Consider the following 21,997-nt stretch of genomic DNA (forward strand, 5'->3'; position numbering starts at 1 on the left):
AACAATCAAGCTCTGGCTCACAAATGATTTTAGTTATGATGACAACGTATGTTGCTTGAATATCCCTTTCATTTTTTAGTTCGGCACAATAAAATACAGGATTAAGGAGCATCCATGCCAAAAACTGAACACTCATTGCATATCGTATTAATTCTCGCATTACTTATTATTTTCTGCCCGTTGGCTATTGATATTTATCTGCCCGCTTTTCCTGAAATAGCACAAGCATTTTCAGTGGATGAGCAAAAAGTGCAGCTCACTGTTGCTATTTTTATGCTCACTGTTGGTTTGGGTCAGCTTATTGCAGGGCCCTTAGCTGATAAGTTTGGCCGTAAACCCATTGCTATTACAGGAATAAGCCTTTATGGAATCGCTGGCTTACTGGCCTACCTAGCACCAAGCTTTAGTGTTTTAATGATTGCTAGAGCACTACAAGGATTTGGCGCTTGTGCAACTTTTGTTGTGGCATTTGCAATTGTACGAGACATATACGGTAGCGCTAAGAGTGGCCAAATGATCACTTACTTAAATGGAATTGTATGTTTTGTGCCAGCGCTCGCACCAATTTTAGGCGCTTGGTTAACCGTGCAGTTTGACTGGCGAATGAACTTTTTATTTTTAGTCGGTTTTGCTAGCCTAGGTTTAATAATCACCCTGCTTTTTTTTAAAGAAACTCGGCCAAGTGATAGTCACTATCAAGGGCATATTTTAGACTTACGTCGGTTTGTGCCAATCATTACCACAAATGTATTCTTTTTTAACAGCCTTCTATGCATGATAGCCATGTCGGCAATTTTGGCTTTTGTCACTCTTGCACCGGGCTGGATCATGACTGAGCTGGGCGGCACTGTGAGTGACTTTACTTTTTGGTTTACCTTGAATGCAGTTATTAGTATCGTCGCCAGCTTTATTGCGCCTTTGTATATCAAACGTCACAGCCAAAAAGCATTAAAGTTAGGGGTAAGCTTACTTATTTTTTCTGGCGTGCTTATATTGTTATTAAGTCAGTTTAAAACAGCCTTCACCTTTATGTTACCTATATTAATAGCTGCACTTGGTTTTGCACTGAGCTTAGGTTCCGCCGCGGGCATGGCCTTGTCACATTTTCCAAAGCAAGCAGGCACCGCATCGGCACTGATTGGCTTAATGCAAATGAGTGGTGCAGGTGTATTAGTCATATTAACCCAAGTGCTGCCCTTTAATGCACCGCAATTTATTGCCTTTCATTTATTGCTATTGTTACCACTGTGGCTAATTTTAATCACGCGCAAAGCAGACATTTATCACCCAACAACTGAGGTGGCAAAGTAATGCTCGTCAATCCAGAGTTTGTATTATCATTTTTAGCCGCGAGTTTTTTAATAGCAGTGGCACCTGGGCCTTCTAATGCGTTTTTAATGGCGCAAACGTTTGCTAATGGCCGTGCTGCTGGCTTACAAAGTGCGTTTGGTTTTGCCCTTGGCGGCGTAGTACACACTTTATTAGCCGTAGTTGGTTTAACTGCTATCTTAAAAGCCTCTGAGACAGCATATGCGACAGTCCAGTACGCTGGCGCTGCCTACCTTTGTTACTTAGGTGTAACTATGCTTAAAAGCACGTTTATGAAACCACAATGCAATAGCGAAGATAAGCCTCACGTAAGCACTAAGAAGAAATCCAATGTGATGTTACAAGCTATGATGACTGAAGTGCTTAACCCAAAAGTGGCGCTATTTTTTATTGCTTTCATACCACAATTTGTTGATCCGACGTTGTCGAGTTCAACCTCATTTCAACTGGCATTTTTTGGTTTACTCTACCCTCTCTTTGCTTTTCCTATCGACTGCACTTATATTTACTTTGGCGATAAAATTGCAAACTATTTTAGAGCACATCCACAAAGCCAGATTTGGATAGATCGTATAACAGGCGTAGTATTTATAGCACTGGCCATTAATCTACTAATGTAATAACAATAAGAGTCAATATGGAACAAAAATTACAATCACTTCCCGCACATAAAAATATCGCTTTGGTTGCCCACGATGGTAAAAAAGCCGCTCTTCAACTTTGGTGTGAAAAACACCGTGATAGCCTATCTCAACATACGCTATATGGTACTGGTACTACAGGGCATTTAATTGAGCGCTCTACAGGATTAAAGGTTGTTAAACTACTAAGCGGCCCTATGGGTGGCGACCAACAGCTCGGAGCAAAGATTGCCGAGCACGAAGTACACATGTTAATATTTTTTTGGGATCCACTTGCATCACAACCCCATGATCCAGATGTAAAAGCATTGCTAAGATTGGCTGCAGTATGGAATATTCCTGTGGCCTGTAATGAAGTCAGTGCAGATATGTTATTAAGCTCAACGTTAATGAATAGTGAGCTTGAGCGCACTTTGCCGGATTACGAAAAATACCTCGCAACTCGGCAAGTAGATTTATAAGTAAGTAACTGCTTACTTATAAAGCATATTTGCCCACTTAGTTAAACCGGCGGTAACACTACCAAAGTGATCGCCGTTCACCATATTAATATCACCTAAGTGTTGCTTAAGTGCCGTTTTTATTAAAGGTGACTGCGCACTGCCACCGGTTAAATAAATAACGTCAGGTGCAACGCCAGCTTCTTTAATCGCTTCTTTAGCCAGTGTCACTATTTGACTTATAGAGTCGTCAACGGCTAACGCTAGATCAGCTAAATTCAATATTTTAGATAAATCATTAGCTAAAAAGCCCAAGTCACAATTAAAGCTTTGCTCAGACGATAAAGCAATTTTGGCGGCTTCGCCTTGTTGTACTAATTGATGCCCTTGTTTATTCTGCTGTAAATCGATTAAACGTTGGAAAAGCTCAGGCTCGCTCACTTCACGCAGTTGAGTCATTAACTCTCGAGTATGTGCTTGTGCATAAAATTGGCTTTGCAAATTTACATCATTAATTTTACACGCCTGCCAAAATGCCTGATTTGGTAATGGTAAGCCAGATTTAAAGGTACTGCCTAAACCTAGTAAAGGCATTAAACCGTGATAGCTCAGCGCAATATCCAAGTCATTTCCACCGATACGTTTACCGCTGTGGGCTAAAAAGTCATGATCGCGCTCACTGTTACCACGAAAATCAGGGCCCATTTGCACAAATGAGCAATCACTCGTACCACCACCAATATCAACTACGAGTACTTTCTGGTTTTGAGTTAAATTACTTTCGTAATCAATCCCTGCGGCTAAAGGCTCATATAAAAATGCAACGTCTTTAAAACCTGCACGTTTAGCAGCGCGCTCCAAAATACCAATGGCTTGCTGATTTGACTCTTCCCCACCCACAGCCTGAAAGTTAACCGGGCGGCCAATCACTGTATGTGTTAAGGGTTGTTGTAAAGAAGCTTCAGCGCGTTGTTTTATTTTTAAAATCATTGCTGTTGCAATGTCTTCAAAAAAGTTGATTTGCCCTTGTTTTAAGCCCGTTGCGCCAAAAAATGATTTCGGCGATTTAACAAAGTAACCTTCTTCAGGAAATTGCACATACTCGTTAATTGCTTCACGGCCAATAAATAAGCTTTGTTCATCAACCGCTAAGTCAAGGTCAGACTTTATACGTGGCAATGTATTTAAAAGTGCTTGGCGTTGGCTTTTATAATCGTGTTCGAATGGAGTGCCAGTTAGGTGCTTAGCAACAAAATCAACGACTAATGCACTATGGTGAGTGTATAGAGTCGATGGCAAGTAATGCTTTCCCTGCTCCAATGGTACAAGTTCAACAAGATTATTCTCGCCGATGACACCCATTGCACAATTAGAGCTACCATAATCAAAACCTACTACCATTGCTTCACCACGTTGACGACAAAAAGGCCGCGCAATTTAGCACATTTAGCCCAGCTTTAAAACGTTATTCCTGTACACGCTCACGTAAAAAGCTGGCAAAGCGAGGTAATCCATTTTTTGTATAGCCATGGTAACGGTACGTTATCTTGGCACCAATAGCGGGGGATTTTGCCTTTGTAAATCACTAAAGCCGGTGCCGATTGTAAATTCAATGCCAGCTTCATTTTTCACTCGCATTGCACCAAGCATACCTAAGTACTTACCCTTACCTGGTAAATAGCCAAGTATAATGGCTTCGTCATCAAAGTAAGGCTTGAGTTTTAATAGTGCTGATGTGCGGCCATTTTGATGCTTTGCGCTTGCAAGATGCAGCATAACCCCTTCACCACCCTGCTTAATTATACGTTCAAAAAAGGCGGTGAGTGCTTGGTTTGATGAAAATTGGTGTTGCTCTACAGCAATGATATGTGGCTTGTTAATTGCCTTTACTAACTGTTGGTAATTTTTATAACGAATACTGAATGGATTTTTTTGATCGGGCATATCAAATATACGAAAAGTCACCTTCTGCCAATCACTGTCTACCGGCTTGGCTGTGCGCACAATACCACTTAAAGCTGCAAAGTCATTATGCTTTGTCCAAAGCTCCCCATCGAGCCACACTTTAGGTAATACATTGCTAAACCAACTAGGTGGGTAAATGGGGTTACCATTTCTCGTGACAAACTCAGCCCCAGTCCAAATGGCCCTGACTCCATCAAACTTTTCACTTACTAAGTATTCAGACACTTCAACTGTGTTATTTTTATCATACACTTTTGCAAGTTGTACGTGGGGTGTGATACTTGCTTCATCAGCACTTTGGGATAAACAAGGTAAGTTTAGTGAAATTAGCCATAAATATAATAAAGTATAGAGTCCTTTTTTCATTGTCGTATCCTTACAAGTAAGATACTTAAACTATAGTTTATTTTGTACCCATTGCAAAAACTCATGTAAATTAACAAGCTGTGCCGTTGCTTTGCTTAAGTCATGGCTTAAAGTATGTTTATTAGGCACTGCAATTACAGCTAGCTGTGCATTAAAAGCAGCAGTTACGCCGGTATTGGTATCTTCAACCGCGACGGCATTTGCAGGATTAATTGCGAGTGTTTGCAGTGCTAATAAATACGGATCGCCAGCAGGTTTGGGGTTTACCACATCATCTTTTGTTACTACACAGTCAAACAGTTCATAAAAGCCATATCCTTTAAGGATAGGTAAGGCTTCATCTCGTGCACTGCCTGTCACTAGAGCCATTTTCAGACCTTTTTGCTTAACGGCAAGTAAGGTTTCTTTTGCAAATGGCATAAGTGGTGGCAAGTGAGTTGTGACAAATTCACTAAAGTAGTCATACTTACGTTGCGCTAGTGCTTGCGGTGAAATTGCTAAATTGTAATGACTAACAACTTCTTTTGCCGCTTCTACAGTTGCTTTACCTGAAAAACGCTGACAAAATTCATCTTCTTCATAACGAATTCCATACTCGGCTAAAATGTCATTCCAGCAATTAAAGTGCACACCTTCTGAATCAACCAGGGTGCCATCCATATCAAATAATATTGCCTGTAAAGTCATCGTCACTCCTTTTACCTAAATCAGCGTTAAAAAAAGGCGCACAAGGCACCTTTTCATTTTACATTATTGCGTTAAGCCTGCAGGTGGCTCGGCAAAGGCCTCTTCACCTGTTTCAACGTCAACAAGTTCATAACCTCGTTCTTTACGAACCACTTTTAACACCGGCTTATCAAATGCCGTTTTTAGGCGATCACTGTCTGCTTGTGGTTCTTCGACAGTGTTACCAAATGGTGCAGCACCTGTTTCAGACCAGTTCGTTACTTTACCATTTAAGTTATATTCAACTTCATGAATTTGATATTGCGCCGCTTCATCTTTAGTTGCTTCACAAAAAATTACGCGGTAGTTCCAAAATCCAGCCATGGTCATTCTCTTTAAAATATAATTAGTGCTACTTTAGCAGTAACAGCCAGTAATATAAACGAAAAAACCCGCTTAAAAAGCGGGTTTTATGTGTATTTAGTTAACCTTAAAAGAAGTTAACTTTAAACTCTGCGCCAATAAAGCGAGGTTCATTTACGATGCCTGAGTTATTACTAAAATCAACACCGCCAATAAACACTTGCTCATCTGTTATATTACGCGCAAATGCAGCAACTTCGTATTCATAGTCACCTGAGAACCATTTATAACCAGTGCGCACGCCACCTTCAAGTAGGGCTTCACCAGTAAATTCAACCGATTCATATAAAAAGAAGTCAATTTCGCTACGGTAAGACCAGTCAGTGTATGCGTAAAACTCTCCATCGCCCACTTCTTTTGTATATCGTAAAATAAAGTTAGCAATCCATTCTGGCGCATGTGGTAAGCTATTACCGTCTAAGCTATAACCTTGATCTGTCAGCGGATCTGTTATAGTACAAGCAAAACAACCAGCTGAATATAAACCATCATCTTGTAACTCTGTATTGTTATAACTAAAGTTAAAAGTTGCATCAAAGTTATCTGATAATACCCATTGAGTATCTACTTCAAAACCATAGCCCACTGTTTTATCTGCATTGAGCAGACGAGCTGTATTTCCTGCATCACCACCAACTGCCGTTAGCTGCTGATCATCCATTTGATAGTAAAAAACGGTTGCATTAATACGGCCGCTACCATCAAGTACATCTGACTTAATACCGGCTTCAATAGAGTTAATTGTTTCAGAGTCAGCAACCGTTACATCATCGCTAAATAAAATACGGCCTTGAACACTTGGTGCACGGAAACCGTTTGCAGCACGAACAAATAAGTTTACGTCATCAGAGTATTTATAAGCAGCAGCTAAATCCCATGACACATGGCTATCTTCTGGTGCCACTGATTTAGTTAAGTTAGCAGTAGTTGACTCTGGTGATGCATAACGTGACGCAGTAAAGTCACGCTTGTCATCTGAATAACGTAAACCAGCTGTGATTTCTAGCTTATCGGTTAACTGATATTCACTTGAGGCGAATACAGCCCATGCAGTCGTTTCTTGATCTTGGCGTACATAACCTGTTAAGAAATTTGCACCTAAACCGTCATAGCCGTAAGTTTCGATAACCTGCTCTTCATTATAATAAAAAGCACCAACTTGATAGTTAAAATCGCCGGCAAAGTCACTCGATAAACGTAATTCTTGCGTGTATTGATTATGATCAGGTAATGCATCTGCCGTTTCTGATGCTAAGAATATGAAACCTGGCCCCATCTCCGGAGTTGGGCAACCAGGAACAAATGTGTTACCACAACCATAACCACCATCAACATCCGCACGAGAGAAGATTTCAGCACTTTCCCAACCAGTGATTGAGGTTAACGTGTAGTCATTAAAATCATACTCAACTTTTAAGCTTGCACCTTGCGATTCAACATTTTGCGTCGCAAACTGCACTGAATCTTGATAAATAACTTCTGGGTCAAAATCAGCACGAGGCTTATTAGTACCCGCTTCAATTGCATTTGCATGGAATACAATTGGCTTACCATTTAAATCACGTGTGTGGTAGTTAAATAGTGCACTTAAGTCATCTTTTTCATATAAAAACTGCACACGAGCCGCAGTTTCTTGATAGCCGCCTGTAGCGTCATCAATTTCGTTGCCTGCTAAACGGTTATCAATGTAATCATCACGCTCTTGGCGTAATAAAGATACACGAGCAGATAAGTTATCGGTTAAACCACCACTTACAGCACCTTCAAAATCAATTGAATTGAATGAACCATAAGATAAGGCGGCATAACCTTCAAAATCTTGTGTTGGCCGCGCTGAATCAATTTTAACTAAGCCAGCCGGTGTATTACGACCAAACAGCGTTCCTTGAGGTCCACGAAGAACTTCAACTCGCCCCGTATCAAATACAGGGAAGCCTTTTAAAATTGGGCTTTCTTGAACGATTTCATCTACCACTAAAGATACTGGTTGCGATGAGTTCAAATCGAAATCTGAGTTACCAAGACCACGAACATAAAAGCGTGGGAATGAACGACCAAATGAAGATTCAACAGTTAAACTTGGGATTTTCGCATTTAAAAAGCGAATATCCATACCAGCAGAGCTTGCAGCTTCTAGCCCATCACCTTGTAATGCAGATGCTGCGACAGGAACTTCCTGTGCATTCTCTACACGTTTACGAGCGGTGATTTGAATAACTTCTAATTGATTGCTTTTTTCTGCAGCGGGGGCGTCTTCTGCTGCGCTTGAAAATGAAGTACCTGCTACTGCAGAGAACAACGTTGCATTAATAAGGGTTGCTAACGTAGATCTTTTCATTGCTTTCATGTTGGGGTTTAGCCTTTTGTGTGCACTCTTGTTCAACGGTGTATGTGTTGCGCTAGTTCACTTAGCGGGCTCGGCCAATTTTTCGCGCCTTATATTAAGCTGCGCGGACCTCACTGTCGAGAGTGCAAAACGAAGTAGTGAGGCTGAACGAACGATGAAGATTATAACACTTCATGACATTATTACTGCATAAATATGTACATTTAAATAAACTTTTTACAACAATTACCGACACAATCAGCGAAATTAGACAATTTTATGCAACTATTTTTTAGTTTAGCGGACATATGTCCTGTATCAAACAATTGCAAAATTGTAGTCAAACTCCGCAAATGAAATTAACTATCATTTGCGGGGTTGAACCGTTTACTTCGTATTTAACCAGCCACTCTGGCAAACTCAGGGTTTGCCAGCTCACAATTATGTTCATTAAGTAAGCCAAGTATTGCCATATTTAGCTCTTCGATTACTTCCATATAAACAGCAAAATCGATGGTATTAACATAGCTTAGTACATCAATTTGTAATGCCCAAGGTGTGAACCCTTTGAATTTAACACAGCAAGGATCATCCGCTATTTTTTCATGGTCATCTAATAGCTGCTTGCGAACTGCTATGCTATAAAGGCTAATATGTCTCGTGGAGTTTGAATTCTTAAACAGAGTGAAATAGTGTATTCGAAACTCGTAAACTTATGCTTATAATTAAGGAACAAGATGAATCTAACAACAACACTTGCAAAAAACTGGTCTGTGCTTTTTATACGTGGACTAATAGCAATCGTATTAGGCGTACTAACCTGGTTAGCCCCACAAGCATCGTTGAGTATTATGTTATTGTTTTTTGCTGGTTACTTTTTATTTGACGGTTTACTGCGTAGTTGGATTGCATGGAACTCCCGGCAAAATAACCCCTATTGGCGTTGGTTATTGATAGGCGGTGTGTTATCTATTATTGCTGGATTAGTTACCCTACTAGCGCCAAACATAACAACTATTTTATTACTTTATTATGTAGCTGCTTGGGCAATCGCTATCGGCGCTGTTGAGATACTAGTAGCGGTCAAGTTAAGGGTAGAGATATCAGGTGAGTGGCTATTGATTATTACAGGTGCATTATCGGTAATATTTGGTTTATACCTTGTGTTTAACCCAAGTGCGGGTATTCATACCTTGCTTTGGCTAGTTGCAACATACGCCGTTATTTTTGGAGCCTTAATCGTTGGCTTTTCATTAAAACTTAAAAAACTTGGTACTTTATAATAATAAGAAAGCCTTGGAGCACAGATTCTCCAAGGCATTTATGCCCATTTAATAATCCCCTACTATAATAAATCAATTTAGCTTTTGATTGCCTTACGCGACATCACCACCTATGTGAATATCGCCATAAGTGAAAAGCACATAAGATATGTAATGAACTACCTGCTCTTAGTTCATAAGCATCCACAGAGAAAAGTTTAGCTATTCAGGGTTTAGTAAGTTTAACACGCCATAATACACTTTAAGTGTAGAACGCCTAAGTTCATTATGCTCTTTATGAACAAAACATTAACAATTCTTTACAACCGCTGCTATACCTATATTGTAAGGTCAATACAGCACGAGGAGAACGCGATGTCACAACTAACCTTAAATCAAAAATTAGCCAGCTTACAGCCATTGGTTGATCTAGCGCTATTCGAATCTAGCTTAGCTTACCGTAACAAAATTTTATGTGTACTTGCCGAGCAAGAGCAAACGCTGAATTCAATTAATAAAGAATTTGGTCATGCACAACCGGAAGGTTTTGGTAGCGAAAAGAAGTTTGTACTTGGCTACAACTAATTTTGCTTAGCGTGATTAACTTTTTTCTAAATTACCCATTAAGTAATATGACAACAACCCAACAGTAGCTTTTTTGTATAATTTATAATTAAGCTACTTTTTTAATTTTTACCGATAACTTATCTGCTTTTTTCATTTTTTGCGCTCAATCCCCCCATTAAACCGATAAACTTTGTTGTATATAATCCAAAATTTGCTAAGTTAAGATGCTAATGCCTTATTTGTTTTTAAAGGCTAATTTTTTTATTGGAGCTCTTATGCGCAAATCTCTCATCGCTAGCACTATCGCCAGCGCTTTATTACTCTCAGCTTGTAGTTCACAACACGTTGAAGATTCAACTGAACAAGCAACGCAAGTACAAACAATGAATGTTGAAAACGTTTTAATGAAGCCAAGCCCACTGCAATATATGGCGCCAGAGTTTGATAAGTTTGGAACAAAAGATTATGAACCTGTTTTCGATGCCGGTATTGCACAGCAAAAAGCTGAAATCGCTGCTATCGCTAATAATCCAGCACCTGCAACATTCGAGAATACGTTAGTTAAAATGGAATACTCTGGTGAGCTTCTTGATCGTGTCTCAACTGCATTTTATAACTTGTCAGGTTTAATTTCTGATTCAGAATACCAACGTATTGCCGCTAAAATGGCACCCGTACTATCTGCACATTCTGATGATATCTTCCTAAATAAAGCACTATTTAGCCGTGTTGAAAGTGTGTATAACGATAAAGACAGCTTAAACGCTGAAGATCAGCGTTTAGTTGAGTTTTACTACACTAAGTTTATTAATGCAGGTGCAAAACTAAACGAAACACAAAAAACAAAAATGCGTGAAATTAACGCTGAGCTTGCTAAGCTATCAACCGCATTTTCACAAAATGTATTAAAGTCGTTCAAAGAAGACGTTGTACTAGTAACAGACAAAAGCGAACTTGCTGGTTTATCTGAAGGTGAAATTGAAAGCCTAGCCGCCGCTGCGAAAAAAGCAGGCAAAGAAGGTTACATGATCACGCTTGTGAATACGACTCAACAGCCTATTTTAAGCAGCTTAGAGAACCGCAAGCTTCGTGAGCGTATTTTTAAAGCTTCTGCAACACGTGCACAAAACACTAACGGCCCTATCATCATTAAAGAAACCAACTTACGTGCACAAAAAGCGGAGTTACTCGGTTATAAAGATTGGGCTTCATATGTAATGACCACGCGTATGGCTAAAACTACCGAGAACGTTTACGGTATTTTAGATGATCTAGCACCAAAAGCCGTAAATAAAGCAACAGCTGAAGCTGCGGAAATTCAAAAGGTAATTGATGCATCAGGCGAAACATTTGCAGTGCAACCTTGGGATTGGGCATTTTATTCTGAAAAAGTACGCCAAGCTAAGTACGACCTAGATCCTGCATTAGTTAAACCTTATTTTGAAATGCAATCAGTGATCCATAACGGTCTTTTCTTCGCAATGGAAAAACTATACGGCATCACATTCAAAGAACGTAAAGATTTACCGCTTTACCACGAAGATGTAATGGCGTTTGAAGTATTTAATGCCGATGGCAGCGCAATTGGCTTGTTCTATATGGACCCATATGCACGTGAAGGTAAACGTGGCGGTGCATGGATGAGCTCATACGTTGGTCAAAGTGGCTTAAAAGGTACAAAACCGGTAATTTATAACGCACAAAACATTCCAAAACCAGCACAAGGTCAACCTACGTTAATGACCTTCTCAGAAGTAACCACCATGTTCCATGAATTTGGTCATGCGGCACACGGTTTATTCTCAGATGTTAAATACCCAAGTCTTGCTGGTACTGCAACAGCACGTGACTTTGTTGAATTTCCTTCTCAAGCACATGAAGATTGGAATATTGAACCAACAGTACTTGCTAACTACGCTAAGCACTATAAAACAGGTGAGCCAATTCCAAAAGAGCTACTTGATAAAGTTCTAGAGTCACAAAACTTTAACCAAGGGTTTGGTACAACTGAGTATTTAGCCGCTGCATTACTAGATATGGAATGGCACTCATTTGGTTCTGACATGAATATCACCGACGTGCAAAAGTTTGAGCACGAAGCACTAGAAAAACACGGAATCGCCTATTACCCAGTACCACCACGCTATAAGTCTTGCTACTTTAGCCATACTTTTGCCGGTGGTTACTCAGCGGGTTACTACGCTTACCTTTGGACTGAAGTATTTGCAGCCGATGCATTTGCTCACATGACAGAGCAAGGTGGTCTTACTCGTGAAAACGGTGATAACTTCCGTAAAGAAATTCTATCAAAAGGTAACAGCCGTGACTTAATGCAAAGCTACATTGAGTTCCGTGGTCAAAAGCCAACTACTGACGCATTACTTAAGCGTCGTGGTTTAGTAGAATAAATCAAACGGATGCTAATGGGAGCCTGCAATGGGCTCCCATTTTCACACCAATCGTCCTCTGTTTTTTACCTTCCAACTCAAATCAATTCCCTATCATTTTCTCTGTGCTAGTCTGAATAAAAAATCCAGAGCTAAAATATGAAACATACACTTTTATTTTCAACCTGTTTATTACTAAGCGCATGTACGATGCAACCAATAGAACACGCCGATATAGTGATCACTAACGCCACAGTTATTGATGTAAAAACAGGGCAGCTGAGCAACAATCAATCTCTCGCCATACGCGATGGTGTGATCATAAAGCGTAGTAACCAGTCACTTAAAAATAATTATATTGTTGAAAACTACATTGATGCTAATGAGCAATTTCTGATGCCTGGTCTTTGGGATATGCATGTACATTTTGGCGGCGGTGAAGAGTTGATAGAAGAGAACAAACAACTGCTACCGTTATATTTGGCATACGGTATTACAACGGTGCGCGATGCTGCCGCCGATTTAAGTGGATCAGTATTGAGCTGGCGTGCGCAAATAAATAGTAACCAATTAGTTGGCCCTACTATTTATACATCAGGACCAAAACTTGAAGGTAAAGATTCAATTTGGCCTGGCGACTTAGAAGTTGAAACGGTCGCAGAAATGAACGCTGCGATAGATAGTCTTGATGCTATGCATGTGGATTTTGTTAAAATCACCGATAGCGCTTTAACGCCAGAACCGTATTTAAAAGCAGTCAAAGAAGTAAAAAAACGGGGTTATCAGATATCAGGACATATTCCATTTTCACTATCTGTAACGGACGTATCTAATGCAGGGTTAGATGCCATCGAGCACATGACTTACTTATTAAAAGCAGCTGCAAGCAACGAGCCTGAAATATCAGCAAAAGTGGCCTCTGGGGAACTGAGTTATCACAGTGCTTTACCTATTATCACCGCCAATATTGATACCCAAACCGCTTTAAATAAATACGCCGTGTTAGCTGAGAATAATACCGCAGTTGTGCCAACTTTAATTGGCGGGCAAATTACCGCCTATATTGATGAAGATAACCACCGAGATGATGCGTTTTTAAACTACCTTGGCAAGGGCCTCAAGGCCACTTACCAATGGCGTGTAGATAGAGCAAATAAAGACACGCCGGCACAAATAGCACAACGAAAAGAACGCTTTATAAAAACCGCACAATTACTGCCACTGGCACAACAAGCCGGCGTACCAATTATTGCAGGAACCGATGCTGGCTTTTAAACTCATATATTTATCCGGGTTTATCACTGCACCAAGAGCTGGCTATTTTTAGTGACTATGGTTTAACACCGCTGCAAACACTGCAATCAGCAACGCTTGCAGGGCCTGAATTTTTAGGTAAGAGTGAACAATTTGGTGAACTAACTGAAGGCAAAACTGCCGATATCATTTTTTTAACCGCTAATCCATTAATTGACGTGCGCAACACGCAAAAGCTAACGGGGGTTATTTCACATAGTCGTTATTACAACAAAGCCGCACTTGAGCAACTTAAAGCCGATGCAAAACAGTTTGTAGCACAACAATAAAAACGGACTCCGCTAGCTTTATAAGCCAGCTACGCGGAGTTTTTCTATTATGCGATTATTATTTTATCGTTCACTGGTATAGAATCGTGTTTTTGCAAAGACAACTCAACCATGACCTACTTGTTTGCAACCACCCTACTTTGGGCTTTTTCGTTTAGTTTAATCGGCGTGTATTTAGCAGGCCAAGTTGATGCGTGGTTTAGCGTCTTGATACGTGTTGCCTTAGCAACCGTGGTGTTTTTGCCTTTTATAAAATACCGTGGCATAGAGCCAAAGCTCATTGGCAAACTTATGTTAATTGGTGCGGTACAACTTGGTGCCATGTATAGCTTTTATTACCATTCGTTTTTATACCTTAGTGTGCCCGAAGTACTGCTATTTACGGTAATGACGCCGTTATACATTGCACTATTAAATGATGTCATTGAACGGCGCTTTAATCCGCAATATTTATTCGTTGCACTACTAGCCATTGCTGGCGCTGTTGCTATTCGCTACCAAGGTATAGATGAAAACTTTATTACTGGTTTACTGTTAGTCCAAGCCGCTAACTTATGCTTTGCTACCGGCCAAGTAAGCTATAAACGCTTAATGGCAAATACCAAGATACCCCAACGAACCGTGTTTGGTTGGTTTTTCGTCGGTGCACTTATTGTTGCGAGCTTGTGTTTTGCTTTATTTGGTAACACCAGCAAACTTCCAACCACGACAACGCAATGGGGCATCCTTATTTACCTTGGTACGATTGCATCGGGCTTGGGGTATTTCGCATGGAATAAAGGTGCAACCCAGGTCAATGTGGGTGGCCTTGCGGTGATGAACAATTTGCTGATCCCTGCGGGCATTTTAGTTAACGTAGTTATTTGGAACCGCGATGCCGACCTGATTAAACTCAGTATTGGCGGTGCTATCATTGTTTTAGCACTGCTGTTAAATCAGTACCTTAATAGAAATGCCATAAATAACGCCTAAACTAGAAACAACTTAAACTCGCTCTGCTTGTAGATATTTATGAAATTACTGATTGCTACATTACTAATTATATTACTCAGCGCATGCAACCAAACGCCGCCAAAGAGTAATATTCAAGTTGGTACTCGGCCTTATTATCTGATCAATACCATGCAGACCAGTGAGCTGAAAACACAGCTACAAGCATGCAGCGAAGGGCCATTTTACCGTACAGATTTTGCTATTGGTCATCGCGGTGCACCAATGCAATACCCTGAACATACAAAAGAGTCATACATGGCAGCGGCACGAATGGGCGCTGGTATTTTAGAATGCGATGTCGCCTTCACCAAAGATAAAGAGCTGGTTTGTCGCCATTCGCAATGTGATTTACACACTACCACCAATATTTTAGCGGTGCCTGAACTTGCTGCAAAATGCACAGTGCCATTTCAACCGGCAAAGAATGGCCAACCGGCTCAAGCAAAATGCTGTACCAGTGATATTACTCTCGCTGAGTTTTTAACGCTAAAAGGCAAGATGGACGGCGCGAATAGCCAAGCCACCACAGTCGCTGAATATTTAAATGGTACGCCTAATTGGCGCACTGATTTGTACAGCGCTAATGGTACACTAATGAGCCACAAACAAAGTATTGCCTTGTTTAAGCAGCTGGGCGTAAAAATGACCCCAGAGCTAAAAGCGCCGCAAGTGAGCATGCCGTTTAATGGTTTTACTCAAGCGCAATATGCGCAAAAAATGTTAGATGAATATACAGCACAAAATATTCCTAGTGACCGCGTTTATCCACAATCATTTAATCTTGCAGACGTTCAATACTGGATAGCGCAAAACCCTGAGTTTGCTAATAACAGTGTGTACTTAGATGGCCGTGATGAAACGGCTAATATTGATCCAAACAATCCTGATACTTGGCAACCAACGATGGCTGAACTGTATAACGATGGCGTGCGTATTCTTGCCCCACCTATTTGGATGTTATTAACCGTTGATGAGCATAAAAACATAGTGCCATCAGCCTATGCAATTGCTGCCAAAGCTGCGGGGCTGAAACTAATTGCTTGGAGCCTTGAGCGCTCAGGGCCGCTGGGCAATGGTGGCGGCTATTACTACCAATCCGTAAGCAAAGTTATCAATAACGATGGCGATATGATGAAAGTTGTGGATGTGCTAGCCAAAGATGTTGGCGTGATGGCGATATTTTCAGATTGGCCGGCAACGGTCAGTTACTACGCCAGCTGTAATAAAATGCCAGCAAGTAAATAACTTAAGGTTAAATTATTTCAACTTACATTACTCGTTTAGTGTTAAACGGTAGGTTATGATGAGCTTTTTTTAGCATAAGGCTCATTATGATCATTACGCAGCAAAACCATGATATTGCAACCGCTACTGGTACAATGCGCACTAGCGTTTACCGCCCACAAGCGGAAGGGCAATTTCCCGCGATTATTTTTTACTCTGAAATTTTCCAACAAACCGCACCAATAGCACGCAGTGCCGCTCTTTTAGCCGGTCACGGTTTTGTAGTATTCGTACCAGAAGTGTTTCATGAGCTAAACCCGATAGGTACTGTGCTGGCCTATGACGATGCAGGTAAAGATAAAGGTAATGCCGACAAATGGGCAAAGCCACTTGAATCCCATGACAGTGACACTCAAGCGTTAATCGATTTTGCACAAACACAAGCCTATTGCACAGGCTCAGTGGGCGCTATGGGTGTATGTATTGGTGGCCACTTAGCGTATCGCGCGGCGTTAAATTCCGCAATTAAAGCAGCGTTTTGTTTATATGCAACAGATATTCATAGCGATACACTCCCAGCACAAAGCGGTAATAATTCTTTTGAACGCATGGCTGATATTCAAGGTGAAATTCACTTTATTTGGGGTAAGCAAGACCCCCATGTACCACAAGAAGGTCGTACTAAAATTTATCAACAAGTTGTAGCCACAGGTATTAACTACCAATGGCAAGAAGTGAATGCCCAGCATGCTTTTATGCGTGACGAAGGCGAACGTTACGATCCCGCTCTTGCTATTGACATGTATCAACAAGCTGTGGCGTTATTTAACCGCACTTTGTAAGTTTAAATACCTTTAAGCATACCCAAAGCGGTATGCTTTTTTATAAAATATTCTTTTAAATAATCGATAAACACACGCAGCTTTTTAGAGCCTGCACCGCCGGGCGGAAATACCCCATAAAGCTCTATGTCTTTACTTTTATAGTCATCTAATACGATTTCTAATAACCCAGCTTGTACTTTAGGCCAAGCGTCATAAAGTGGTATGCGCCCAATGCCATGCCCAGCCTCAACAAACGCTGTACGTGCTGCGGCGTTATTGGTGCTTAATCCGCCTTGCATAATTAGACTGTGCTTTTTGCCCTCTTTTTGTAATGTTAGTGTTTTACTACCGAGTTGATACACCACCCACTTATGCGCTTTGAGTTGCTCTGGTGTTTTAGGCTTACCAAAGTGAGCAAAGTAATCTGGAGCGCCACAAATACAAGTGCTCATAGTGGTCAATTTAGTCGCTTGTAAGTTTGAATCACTAAGGGCAACCCCACGAATCGCAAAATCATAGCCACTTTTAATAAGGTCAACAACTTCATCACTGAGCTGTAAATCGATATCTATTTTAGGGTAGAGGCGTTTAAAATCATTGATAGCAGGTACAATTAATTGCATTCCAACATTTACTGGGCAACTAATTTTTAATAAGCCTTGTGGCTCATTTTTAATATTTTCTATTTGCTGATTTGCTGCATTTGCTTGCTCGGTAATAACTCGGCAACGCTCATAATAAGTAATCCCAGCTTCGGTTAACGCCATAGTTCGGGTTGAGCGATTTAATAAGGTGACTTCAAGCTGGGTTTCTAATTTTTTTAAATGGTAACTTGCTACCGCCCGTGTTAACCCAAGCTGCTTTGCCGCAGCCGTTAAGCTGCCTTGCTCAACAATTTGTGCAAACACCACCATACTTTTTAATTGTTCAAACGATACCTTCATACCAGCTCCTATATTCACCACTTAATTGTATCAATTTTTAAATCAATAAAGTTAAATTTATCATCGTTGTTTAAAGTTAGCTTAATGCATATAGTAGCTTACAAGTTAGTTTTAAAATTAAATTCATCTGAAGGAATACGGTTATGGCTAAAAAAATACTTATGGTTCTTACCTCTCATGCAGAGCTTGGCAATACAGGTCATAAAACCGGCTTTTGGGTAGAAGAGTTTGCCGCCCCTTATTATGCATTTATCGATGCGGGTGCTGAAGTTACACTTGCATCAGTAAATGGCGGGCAGCCTCCTGTTGATCCAAACAGCGCAGCACCTGATGCCGCAACAGAGGCCACTAAACGCTTTGATAACGACAGCGCTGCAAAAACACTTATCGCTAATACCCAAGTGCTTAGCGATGTGAATGCTAGCGACTTTGACGCGGTATTTTACCCTGGCGGCCATGGCCCATTATGGGACTTAGTTGATAATACTGACTCAATTACACTAATTGAAGACTTTATCAATACACAAAAGCCTGTTGCTGGCGTATGCCACGCAAGCGCGGTATTTTTAAATGCAAAGAACTCCAGATGGCACAGCGCTTATTGCAGGTAAAAAAGTAACAGGCTTTAGTAATACAGAGGAAGCTGCAGTGCAACTTACTGACATTGTGCCATTTCTAGTTGAAGACGAACTGATTAAAAAAGGCGGCGATTACCAAAAAACCGATGACTGGGGTGTACTTGCTCTAGAAGACGGCTTACTGATCACCGGTCAAAATCCAGCAAGTTCAGAACTTGCAGCTAAAAAACTACTCACAAAGTTAGGTTAGATTTAGCTTGCAACAAAGCCTTACCTACGGGTAAGGCTTTTCATTTAAGCATCAAGGTAGGTATACTCTGGCAAACCTATATTCAATTTAAGCTTATGTATGGCAAACCCAAAAAGTTCTTCACGTATACCTCCTCTGGCCAGTAAACGCTTTACACTTATTGGCATCATTTTACTGTGTACTGTATTACAAGTTTTTAATAGCTTACCGGGTGTTAATTTAAATGGCTTAGGTATATACCCACGAAGCCTTAACGGTTTAACTGGAATTTTTTTCGCCCCCTTTTTACATGGCGGTTGGGCCCACTTAATAAGTAATTTAATCCCCTTTGCAGTACTTGGTTGGCTGGTTTGCCAATACAGTGTTAAGCGATTTTGGTTAGTGTTTATTTTCACAGCCCTAGCTGGTGGGTTGTTAGTTTGGTTATTTGGCCGTGGTAATATTCATGTTGGGCTAAGTGGCGTGCTCTATGGCTTGTGGGGCTTTTTAATTTGTTATGGCCTCATGCATCGCTCATTTAAAGCTATTGCAATTAGTGTGGTAGTGGTCTTTTTATACAGTGGTTTAATATGGGGTGTACTACCACAGCGACCGCATGTGTCATTTGAAAGCCATTTCTTTGGCGCCCTGGCAGGAATTCTTATTGGCTACTATTTAGCGAAACAAGATAAGAAAAGCGAAGCATATAAGTTGTAAATTAGTTGGCGAGTTGGCGAGTTGGCGAGTTGGCGAGTTGGCGAGTTGAAGATAAAATATCAATTCGCATCGTCAATTTTAAGTATCGCTATCTGTGCTTTCTCATCGTCAGTTAACGCTTGATACCAACGTGGGTAAGACCACCCATAACCCCATCTAAATGAGGTTGGAAAGTAAGGACTACCTCCCACTCTAACACCTGCGAGCATAAGTTGTGCTATTTGCGGCTCACCCACTTTAGCTACGCATTCTTGTAGTTCATTATCAGCAACCTGTCTTTGTTCATACGTACCACCTTGCCAATAACTATAATCATGAGCGGTACAGCACCCTAGCCAAAGCTCATTCTGTTTAAATGTACCATCAGGAAAAGAACTACAGCCATCTGATGTAAAAGGCTTAATGTTTTCAGCATTTACTTTCATACACGCTAGGCATGTCACCATTAATAACAATAAATGTATCGATTTTCTCAATTTTAAGATCTCAAGGTTAATGTAATAAGTACCACTGCATGGTCCGTGCTTTGGTCATCTCGCTCAAACACGGGGTTAACCAGATGCCTATCGTAGGTATGATAATCACTTACTGAAAAGAAGCTATCATCGTAACTTGCGTCAAACTCACAAGATAACAATATATAATCAAGTACTGAGCTACTGGCGCCAAAGTAATGCGTTGGTGTACGTATCAACTCTGTTGTAGTTTCTTGTTGTGCTTGTTTGGTACAGTCGGTTTGCGCCTTTACGAATAGCTGCCACGCATCATTTAAGCAATATTTTTCAAGATAGACTTTACTATCAAAAGCAGGAGCAAAACGCAGTGAGCTGGTGACTAAATGACTAAGTACGCCATCGGTTAGGTTATTATTAAAATCCCCCATTAACAGCATAGGGTTTTGTGTTTCTTCACGCCTCTTAATCATTTCAAGCATTAATAAGGTGGCTTCGCTACCACGTTGAACAGTTGATGCCCAACCTCCCGCAATGTCCGCCTTCAAATGTTCAATAATATTCTTTTCCGGCGTTGCAACTTTACACTCTGTAACTTCTATCATCGAACGCTTTGATTTAAAATGCACCACATAACAATCACTTTGCCCTATATGTGGTAGCTCAATAGTCGCTCTAAGCACTTGGCGACTAAAAGTAAATTCACTCAAACCAAGAGCTTTGGTAAGTTCAGTATCAGGTTCTACGGCCGCCACTGCAACAATTGGGAATCGAGACGCAATAGCGACAACTGGGCGCTTATAAATAAAATCATCTATCACCTCTGGCTCGTCAACTAATGCAAAATATTCATAGCCAAGACCATTTAGTAATAATTTGAGAGACTCAATACTAAACACTTCTTGAAAGCCAATTATATCTGGTCGATTTTCAGTTAAATAATCAGTGATCCAACGCTGCTTTTTAGCCCACTGCTGCGCACTATAAATACGCTCAAACTCATAAAATGCATTCGGCGGCTCAAGGTAGTTAAATAGATTAAATGTAGCAATTTTAAGTTGCGTGTTTTTTATCAAAATTTGCTCAGTTGAGAATTAAGGACTGGTTTTTCATAATGAAATATAACTTTACTTCCCTTGGTCTTAATGATCAACTAGGATGGGTTGTTCGTAATGGCATCTATACCTTGATTTAAGCAACCTTCGTTTAAGGAGTTTTGATGAGTAACAACGACGACTATACACCCCCAGCAGTTTGGCAATGGGATGCAGAAAGTGGCGGTGAATGGGCTAAGATTAATAGGCCAATAGCAGGCTCAACCCATCAGCAAGACTTACCCGTTGGTGAACATCCGTTGCAGCTATACTCTTTAGCGACACCGAACGGACAAAAAGTCACTATTATGCTCGAAGAGCTATTAGAGCTTGGCATTAATGACGCTGAATATGACGCATTTTTAATTAAAATCGCTGATGGCGACCAGTTTGGCTCAGGCTTTGTCGGTGTTAACCCTAATTCTAAGATACCCGCTTTAATGGATCACTCTACCAACCCAGTTACACGTGTGTTTGAGTCAGGTGCTATTTTACAGTACTTAGCTGAGAAATTTGATGCACTTGTACCAAGCGATCACACCAGTAAAACTGAATGTCGTAATTGGTTGTTTTGGCAAATGGGATCGGCGCCGTATTTAGGTGGTGGTTTTGGTCACTTCTACGCTTACGCACCTTTTAAAATGCAATACCCTATTGACCGTTTTACCATGGAAGTAAAACGTCAACTAGATGTACTGAATCGTCATTTGAGCGACCATGATTATATGGCAGGTAGTGAATATTCAATTGCCGATATCGCGATTTGGCCATGGTATGGCAATTTAGTCCTTGGCAACTCATATGATGCCGCCGAATTTTTAGATGTTGAGTCATATACCCATGTGGTTCGCTGGGCTAAACAAGTTGAACGCCGCCCTGCAGTAAAACGCGGCAAACGTGTTAATCGCGTCTGGGGTCCTGAAGAGGAGCAGTTGGCAGAACGCCATAGTAAAAATGATTTTAGCTAGCCTTTTAAAAATTACTCGC

The 21,997-nt window shown here is 40.7% G+C and carries 20 protein-coding genes and 3 pseudogenes; 14 read left to right on the top strand and 9 right to left on the bottom strand.

What is annotated here, in order from left to right; all coding sequences use genetic code 11:
* Positions 1-114: 114 nt before the first annotated feature.
* The 3 genes from ACU8V8_RS11205 to ACU8V8_RS11215 are packed head-to-tail and all read left to right on the top strand — an operon-like array spanning position 115 to position 2,431.
* Positions 115-1,311, top strand: a complete 1,197-nt coding sequence (locus tag ACU8V8_RS11205) for a multidrug effflux MFS transporter (RefSeq protein WP_446887532.1) — start codon at positions 115-117, stop codon at positions 1,309-1,311.
* Positions 1,311-1,949 carry a LysE family translocator gene (locus ACU8V8_RS11210; protein WP_446887533.1) on the top strand — a complete coding sequence of 213 codons (639 nt, stop codon included), beginning with the start codon at positions 1,311-1,313 and terminating at the stop codon, positions 1,947-1,949. Before ACU8V8_RS11205 ends, ACU8V8_RS11210 begins: the two co-directional genes overlap by 1 nt.
* Positions 1,950-1,966: 17 nt before the next feature.
* The gene (locus tag ACU8V8_RS11215) at positions 1,967-2,431 is read left to right on the top strand and encodes a methylglyoxal synthase (RefSeq protein WP_446887534.1); all 465 of its coding nucleotides are present in this window, start codon (positions 1,967-1,969) and stop codon (positions 2,429-2,431) included.
* 12 nt (positions 2,432-2,443) lie between these two features.
* Here the strand turns inward: ACU8V8_RS11215 and yegD are convergent, their stop codons facing one another.
* The 6 genes and pseudogenes from yegD to ACU8V8_RS11245 all read right to left on the bottom strand — a co-directional run bounded on the left by yegD (position 2,444) and on the right by ACU8V8_RS11245 (position 8,854).
* Positions 2,444-3,811 (bottom strand): molecular chaperone, encoded by a 1,368-nt coding sequence (yegD, locus tag ACU8V8_RS11220; RefSeq protein ID WP_446887535.1) that lies wholly within the window; start codon positions 3,809-3,811, stop codon positions 2,444-2,446.
* A gap of 64 nt (positions 3,812-3,875) precedes the next feature.
* Positions 3,876-4,741 (bottom strand): annotated as a pseudogene (locus tag ACU8V8_RS11225) (DNA ligase).
* Between the two features lie 30 nt (positions 4,742-4,771).
* The gene (locus ACU8V8_RS11230) at positions 4,772-5,428 is read right to left on the bottom strand and encodes an HAD family hydrolase (protein ID WP_446887536.1); all 657 of its coding nucleotides are present in this window, start codon (positions 5,426-5,428) and stop codon (positions 4,772-4,774) included.
* A gap of 63 nt (positions 5,429-5,491) precedes the next feature.
* Complete coding sequence (locus ACU8V8_RS11235) at positions 5,492-5,791, bottom strand: hypothetical protein (protein ID WP_446887537.1); 300 nt, start codon at positions 5,789-5,791, stop codon at positions 5,492-5,494.
* Positions 5,792-5,897: 106 nt separating this feature from the next.
* Complete coding sequence (locus ACU8V8_RS11240) at positions 5,898-8,177, bottom strand: TonB-dependent receptor (RefSeq protein ID WP_446887538.1); 2,280 nt, start codon at positions 8,175-8,177, stop codon at positions 5,898-5,900.
* 377 nt (positions 8,178-8,554) lie between these two features.
* Positions 8,555-8,854, bottom strand: coding sequence for a hypothetical protein (locus tag ACU8V8_RS11245; RefSeq protein ID WP_446889631.1), 300 nt, complete (start codon positions 8,852-8,854; stop codon positions 8,555-8,557).
* 39 nt (positions 8,855-8,893) lie between these two features.
* On the opposite strand from ACU8V8_RS11245, the gene ACU8V8_RS11250 reads away from it, so the two are divergent.
* The 8 genes and pseudogenes from ACU8V8_RS11250 (at position 8,894) to ACU8V8_RS11285 (ending at position 17,014) form a co-directional block, all read left to right on the top strand.
* Positions 8,894-9,439 carry an HdeD family acid-resistance protein gene (locus ACU8V8_RS11250; RefSeq protein WP_446887539.1) on the top strand — a complete coding sequence of 182 codons (546 nt, stop codon included), beginning with the start codon at positions 8,894-8,896 and terminating at the stop codon, positions 9,437-9,439.
* Positions 9,440-9,793: 354 nt separating this feature from the next.
* Positions 9,794-10,003, top strand: coding sequence for a hypothetical protein (locus ACU8V8_RS11255; RefSeq protein WP_087532048.1), 210 nt, complete (start codon positions 9,794-9,796; stop codon positions 10,001-10,003).
* 257 nt (positions 10,004-10,260) lie between these two features.
* On the top strand, positions 10,261-12,393 hold the full coding sequence (locus tag ACU8V8_RS11260) for a M3 family metallopeptidase (protein ID WP_446887540.1): 2,133 nt from the start codon (positions 10,261-10,263) through the stop codon (positions 12,391-12,393).
* A gap of 138 nt (positions 12,394-12,531) precedes the next feature.
* Complete coding sequence (locus ACU8V8_RS11265; protein WP_446887541.1) at positions 12,532-13,647, top strand: amidohydrolase family protein; 1,116 nt, start codon at positions 12,532-12,534, stop codon at positions 13,645-13,647.
* An 80-nt stretch (positions 13,648-13,727) separates the two neighbouring features.
* Positions 13,728-13,775, top strand: a pseudogene (locus tag ACU8V8_RS11270) (hypothetical protein); the annotation flags it as partial.
* 291 nt (positions 13,776-14,066) lie between these two features.
* Positions 14,067-14,927, top strand: coding sequence for a carboxylate/amino acid/amine transporter (locus tag ACU8V8_RS11275; RefSeq protein ID WP_446887542.1), 861 nt, complete (start codon positions 14,067-14,069; stop codon positions 14,925-14,927).
* Positions 14,928-14,966: 39 nt separating this feature from the next.
* Complete coding sequence (locus tag ACU8V8_RS11280; RefSeq protein WP_446887543.1) at positions 14,967-16,193, top strand: glycerophosphodiester phosphodiesterase family protein; 1,227 nt, start codon at positions 14,967-14,969, stop codon at positions 16,191-16,193.
* Between the two features lie 86 nt (positions 16,194-16,279).
* Positions 16,280-17,014, top strand: a complete 735-nt coding sequence (locus ACU8V8_RS11285; RefSeq protein WP_446887544.1) for a dienelactone hydrolase family protein — start codon at positions 16,280-16,282, stop codon at positions 17,012-17,014.
* A gap of 2 nt (positions 17,015-17,016) precedes the next feature.
* Here ACU8V8_RS11285 and ACU8V8_RS11290 read toward each other — a convergent pair whose 3' ends face one another.
* Positions 17,017-17,940 (bottom strand): LysR family transcriptional regulator, encoded by a 924-nt coding sequence (locus tag ACU8V8_RS11290; RefSeq protein ID WP_446887545.1) that lies wholly within the window; start codon positions 17,938-17,940, stop codon positions 17,017-17,019.
* Positions 17,941-18,083: 143 nt separating this feature from the next.
* On the opposite strand from ACU8V8_RS11290, the pseudogene ACU8V8_RS11295 reads away from it, so the two are divergent.
* A pseudogene (locus tag ACU8V8_RS11295) lies at positions 18,084-18,768 on the top strand (type 1 glutamine amidotransferase domain-containing protein).
* 99 nt (positions 18,769-18,867) lie between these two features.
* Positions 18,868-19,464, top strand: a complete 597-nt coding sequence (locus ACU8V8_RS11300) for a rhomboid family intramembrane serine protease (protein ID WP_446887546.1) — start codon at positions 18,868-18,870, stop codon at positions 19,462-19,464.
* A gap of 59 nt (positions 19,465-19,523) precedes the next feature.
* On the opposite strand, the gene ACU8V8_RS11305 is transcribed toward ACU8V8_RS11300, so the two are convergent.
* On the bottom strand, positions 19,524-19,889 hold the full coding sequence (locus ACU8V8_RS11305; protein WP_446887547.1) for a hypothetical protein: 366 nt from the start codon (positions 19,887-19,889) through the stop codon (positions 19,524-19,526).
* Positions 19,890-19,942: 53 nt separating this feature from the next.
* On the bottom strand, positions 19,943-20,992 hold the full coding sequence (locus tag ACU8V8_RS11310; RefSeq protein WP_446887548.1) for an endonuclease/exonuclease/phosphatase family protein: 1,050 nt from the start codon (positions 20,990-20,992) through the stop codon (positions 19,943-19,945).
* 143 nt (positions 20,993-21,135) lie between these two features.
* On the opposite strand from ACU8V8_RS11310, the gene yghU reads away from it, so the two are divergent.
* The gene (yghU, locus tag ACU8V8_RS11315) at positions 21,136-21,978 is read left to right on the top strand and encodes a glutathione-dependent disulfide-bond oxidoreductase (protein ID WP_446887549.1); all 843 of its coding nucleotides are present in this window, start codon (positions 21,136-21,138) and stop codon (positions 21,976-21,978) included.
* Positions 21,979-21,997 lie beyond the last annotated feature (19 nt).

The organism is Pseudoalteromonas sp. SaAl2 (assembly GCF_052947895.1).

What these genes read in the sequence shown, in the direction of transcription:
- ACU8V8_RS11250 (WP_446887539.1), top strand. Translation starts at nt 8,894, where the DNA reads ATGAATCTAACAACAACACTTGCAAAAAACTGGTCTGTGCTTTTTATA.
- ACU8V8_RS11290 (WP_446887545.1), bottom strand. Translation starts at nt 17,940, where the DNA reads ATGAAGGTATCGTTTGAACAATTAAAAAGTATGGTGGTGTTTGCACAA.
- ACU8V8_RS11285 (WP_446887544.1), top strand. Translation starts at nt 16,280, where the DNA reads ATGATCATTACGCAGCAAAACCATGATATTGCAACCGCTACTGGTACA.
- ACU8V8_RS11215 (WP_446887534.1), top strand. Translation starts at nt 1,967, where the DNA reads ATGGAACAAAAATTACAATCACTTCCCGCACATAAAAATATCGCTTTG.
- yghU (WP_446887549.1), top strand. Translation starts at nt 21,136, where the DNA reads ATGAGTAACAACGACGACTATACACCCCCAGCAGTTTGGCAATGGGAT.
- ACU8V8_RS11280 (WP_446887543.1), top strand. Translation starts at nt 14,967, where the DNA reads ATGAAATTACTGATTGCTACATTACTAATTATATTACTCAGCGCATGC.
- ACU8V8_RS11240 (WP_446887538.1), bottom strand. Translation starts at nt 8,177, where the DNA reads ATGAAAGCAATGAAAAGATCTACGTTAGCAACCCTTATTAATGCAACG.
- ACU8V8_RS11230 (WP_446887536.1), bottom strand. Translation starts at nt 5,428, where the DNA reads ATGACTTTACAGGCAATATTATTTGATATGGATGGCACCCTGGTTGAT.
- ACU8V8_RS11305 (WP_446887547.1), bottom strand. Translation starts at nt 19,889, where the DNA reads ATGAAAGTAAATGCTGAAAACATTAAGCCTTTTACATCAGATGGCTGT.
- ACU8V8_RS11255 (WP_087532048.1), top strand. Translation starts at nt 9,794, where the DNA reads ATGTCACAACTAACCTTAAATCAAAAATTAGCCAGCTTACAGCCATTG.
- ACU8V8_RS11300 (WP_446887546.1), top strand. Translation starts at nt 18,868, where the DNA reads ATGGCAAACCCAAAAAGTTCTTCACGTATACCTCCTCTGGCCAGTAAA.
- yegD (WP_446887535.1), bottom strand. Translation starts at nt 3,811, where the DNA reads ATGGTAGTAGGTTTTGATTATGGTAGCTCTAATTGTGCAATGGGTGTC.
- ACU8V8_RS11275 (WP_446887542.1), top strand. Translation starts at nt 14,067, where the DNA reads ATGACCTACTTGTTTGCAACCACCCTACTTTGGGCTTTTTCGTTTAGT.
- ACU8V8_RS11260 (WP_446887540.1), top strand. Translation starts at nt 10,261, where the DNA reads ATGCGCAAATCTCTCATCGCTAGCACTATCGCCAGCGCTTTATTACTC.
- ACU8V8_RS11265 (WP_446887541.1), top strand. Translation starts at nt 12,532, where the DNA reads ATGAAACATACACTTTTATTTTCAACCTGTTTATTACTAAGCGCATGT.
- ACU8V8_RS11205 (WP_446887532.1), top strand. Translation starts at nt 115, where the DNA reads ATGCCAAAAACTGAACACTCATTGCATATCGTATTAATTCTCGCATTA.
- ACU8V8_RS11235 (WP_446887537.1), bottom strand. Translation starts at nt 5,791, where the DNA reads ATGGCTGGATTTTGGAACTACCGCGTAATTTTTTGTGAAGCAACTAAA.
- ACU8V8_RS11210 (WP_446887533.1), top strand. Translation starts at nt 1,311, where the DNA reads ATGCTCGTCAATCCAGAGTTTGTATTATCATTTTTAGCCGCGAGTTTT.